Source organism: Comamonas sp., from assembly GCF_036666375.1.
Taxonomy (GTDB): domain Bacteria; phylum Pseudomonadota; class Gammaproteobacteria; order Burkholderiales; family Burkholderiaceae_C; genus Comamonas.
In genome coordinates this window covers 1-3,569 of sequence record NZ_JAVWWA010000146.1, presented here as the reverse complement: position 1 = coordinate 3,569, position 3,569 = coordinate 1, and the positions used below count along the sequence as shown (strand labels likewise).

The window sequence follows — 3,569 nt, the reverse complement described above, 5'->3', positions numbered from 1 at the left end:
GCGCGGCCGGCTTTCTCGGCTTGGCCGGTTCGCAGGCATCGAGCAGCTGCAGCAGCGCGCATTCGGCCGGGCTCATTCCCAGCTTCTTGCGCGCCGCATGTCCTGCGTCCGCCGCCTGGCGTTCGCAGAAGTTCAGTACTTCGGGATGGATGTAGAACTTGCGGCATACGCTGCTGGTATTGCCCAGGCGCTGCGCGACCTGCTTGACGATGTCGTTGATCGCGCTCGCGCTCAGCTGCGCCTGTTCCTGGTCGGCGCAGCGCGCGGCCAGCGCCAGCTCCATCGCGCAGACGCTGGCATGCCAGGTGCGGAAATCCTTGGCCGTGAAGTCTTCGCCGCACAGCGTGCGCAGGTAGTCGTTCACATGGTCCGAACGCAGATGCTGCAGCTCATCGTGTTCGTCGAGGAACTGGAACAGCCGCTGACCCGGCAGTTCCTGGCAGCGCTGCACGATGCGCGCCACGCGCCGGTCGGCGATGGACACCTGCTGCATCACGCCGCTCTTGCCCTTGAAGTGCAGTTGCAGTTGGGTGGCGCTGGCCTTGGCGTGGCGGTTCCTGAGCGTGGTCAGGCCATACGATCCGTTCTGCTCGGAGTATTCGTCGTTGCCTATGCGCATGCCGGTTCGGTCGAGCAGCCGCACCACGGTCGCGGCCACGACTTCGAGGCCGGGGCGGCGCGCCGCGAGGTCGCGTTCCACCGCGCGGCGTATCCGGGGCAGCGCGCGGCCGAAGCGCAGCATGCGCTCGAACTTGGCCTGCTTTTGCTGCTCCTGCCATAGCGCGTGGTAGCGATACTGCTTGCGCCCGCGCGCGTCGCGGCCCGTGGCCTGCAGATGGCCCAGGGGATCGGGGCAGATCCAGACATCGGTATAGGCCGGAGGAATCGCCAGCTGGCGAATGCGTGCAAGCTGTTCGGCATCGCGTATCAGGCTGCCGTCGGCCGCCCGGTAGGAAAAGCCCTTGCCGCTGCGCACGCGGCGCCAGCCTTCGGTCTGCTCGTCGACATAGGTCAGCGTCGCCATCTTTGCCTTTTAGTTCCAACAGGGATCAGCAAGGATCTTGCGGAACATCGGGCCGCGCCGCCGTCATCCTGCGCCGCGTCGCGGCGCAGGCGCTCAGGCAGGCAGCGGCGCCTGCGGGCCGTTGCCCAGACCCTGGAACGTGGTCTGCGTGACCCAGTCGAGGATCTGCGCATTGGTGTACTGGCCCGACTCCTTGAGCAGGGCCACGACGGGGTCGCAGGCGCGCGCGAACAGCGTATAGAGCACCAGCTCGGATGGCAGCTGGGCGTTGAGCTGGCCGCTGGTCTGGGCTTCGGCGATCCAGATGCTCAGGCGGTTGCTCAGCGCGATCAGCCGGTCCATATAGGCATCGTTCGATTGCAGCGAAGCGCTCAGACTCGAGTTCTGCGCGGGCAGGGACGGCATCTCGCCTTCGAGTTGGGTCTGCATGGCCCAGCGTATGACCGCGCGCAACTGGTCCACGGGCGACAAAGGCTGGTCGGTCTGCGCGGCTTCGGCCGCCTGGGCGCGCAGGCCGTCGACAAAGGCCAGCGCGCGGTCGAGCACGCCGACCATGGCCGCGCCCGCCAGTTCTTCCTTCGATGTGAACAGCTTGTAGAGGCTGGCTTTGGCCATGCCGGCTTCGGCCGCGACTTCGTCCACGGTCATGGCGTCATAGCCCTTGCTGGCCAGCAGGCGGTTGACGGCGGTGACTATGGCTTCCTGGCGCAGGCGCTGGATTTGCTCTTTGATCGATGAACGGGTTTCCATGGCCTGATTCTAGAGCGAAACCCGCAAGCCGAAAACTTTATAGTGCAAAGTGGAGACTTAACGGATATATTGTGAACTCATGAGTTCAGTAATTGATCTTTCAAGTACATCAGGGAAATCCACCATGCACCGCATCGCTGTCATCGGATCCGGCATCGCCGGCCTGTCTGCCGCATGGCGGCTCGCCGACCAGCATGCGGGCCACCAGGTCACGCTGTTCGAGGCCGGCAGCCATTTCGGCGGCCATGCGAACACCGTGGACCTGACGCTCGAGGGCCTGCAGCATGGCGTGGACACGGGCTTTCTGGTCTACAACCAGCGCACCTACCCCTTGCTCACGGCGCTGTTTGCCGAGCTGGGCGTGGAAAGCGCGGCGTCCGAGATGTCGCTGTCGGTGCAATGCCTGGATGCGCAGGGCGGCAGCGGGCTCGAATGGAGCGGGACATCGCTCAACGCGGTGTTCGCCCAGCGGCGCAACCTGCTGCGGCCGCGGTTCTGGGGAATGCTGTCGGAAATCCTGCGCTTCAACCGCATCACCACCGATCTCGCGCGCCGCCAGGTCGAACACGAACTGCAAAGCCCGATTGCGGATTTCCTCTACACCCATGGCTTCGGCAAGGCGTTCCGCGAAGACTATCTGCTGCCCATGATCGGCAGCATCTGGTCCTGTCCCACCGAGCAGATGCTGCAGTTTCCGATAGCGACGCTGGTGCGCTTTTGCCACAACCATGGCCTGCTGCAGGTCACGGACCGGCCGCAGTGGTACACCGTGCGCGGCGGCTCGCGCGAATATGTGCGCCGCATGGTCGCGCGCTTGCAGGCCCCGGGCCCGCACCAGGCGCGCCTGCACAGCCCGGTGCTGGGCCTGCGCCGCAGCGATGCCGGCGTGCAGCTGCAGACCGCGCAGGGCACTGAAGCTTTCGACGCGGTCGTGCTGGCCTGCCACAGCGACCAGGCGCTGGGGCTGCTCGGCGCCGATGCGACGCCGCTTGAAGCGGCGGTGCTGGGCGCGATCCGCTACCAGCCCAATGTCGCGGTGCTGCACACCGACACCCAGGTGCTGCCGCAGCGGCGCGCGGCCTGGGCGGCGTGGAACTACGAGCGCGCCGCGGGCGCCGATGCGCACCAGGCCCAGGTCTGCCTGCACTATCTGCTCAACCGCCTGCAGCCGCTGCCCTGGCAGCAGCCGGTGATCGTCTCGCTGAACCCTTCGCGGCCGATCGATGAAAGCCAGATCCATCAACGCATCGAATACAGCCATCCGGTGTTCGACCTGGCCGCGATCCAGGCCCAGGGCACGATCGCAGCGCTGCAAGGCCAGCGCCGCACTTGGTTCTGCGGCGCATGGACAGGCTATGGCTTCCACGAGGACGGCCTGCGCTCCGGCCTGGACGCGGCCCAGGGCGTGATGCAGGCGCTGCGCCGCATGCCGCTGCGCGTCTCGCAGGAGGCGCTATGAACCCCACCCCCGCACGGCCGCTGATCGGCATGGGCCATGTCTGGCACCGGCGCCTGCGGCCGGTCGCGCATGCGTTCCGTTATCCCAGCTACTTCCTGCTGCTGCCGCTGCGCAGCCTGCGCGACGCGCCCTGCGCGGCGCTGGCACGCAACCGCCGCGCGCTGATGAGCTTTCATGATTGCGACCATGGCGAAGGCGGTGACGACGCGCTTGCCTGGTTCGACGCCATGCTGCACAGCGAAGGCATTGCCGACGCCGATGGCGAAGTCTGGCTGCACACTTTTCCGCGCGTGCTGGGCTATGTGTTCAAGCCCGTGAGCTTCTGGTATGCGCACC

4 protein-coding genes are annotated in these 3,569 nt (G+C 66.5%); 2 read left to right on the top strand and 2 right to left on the bottom strand.

Going from position 1 to position 3,569, the window contains the following annotated elements:
* Positions 1 to 1,024 (bottom strand): DNA topoisomerase IB (locus RR928_RS22820; protein ID WP_332684364.1); only part of this gene is annotated, 1,024 nt, incomplete at its 3' end.
* A gap of 93 nt (positions 1,025 to 1,117) precedes the next feature.
* Positions 1,118 to 1,774, bottom strand: a complete 657-nt coding sequence (locus RR928_RS22815; protein WP_332534929.1) for a TetR/AcrR family transcriptional regulator — start codon at positions 1,772 to 1,774, stop codon at positions 1,118 to 1,120.
* A gap of 124 nt (positions 1,775 to 1,898) precedes the next feature.
* Here RR928_RS22815 and RR928_RS22810 point away from each other — a divergent pair, with 124 nt between their 5' ends.
* On the top strand, positions 1,899 to 3,233 hold the full coding sequence (locus RR928_RS22810) for an NAD(P)/FAD-dependent oxidoreductase (protein WP_332534927.1): 1,335 nt from the start codon (positions 1,899 to 1,901) through the stop codon (positions 3,231 to 3,233).
* Positions 3,230 to 3,569: DUF1365 family protein (locus RR928_RS22805; protein WP_332684363.1), on the top strand; the 340-nt coding region annotated here is incomplete at its 3' end. The genes RR928_RS22810 and RR928_RS22805, both read left to right, overlap by 4 nt.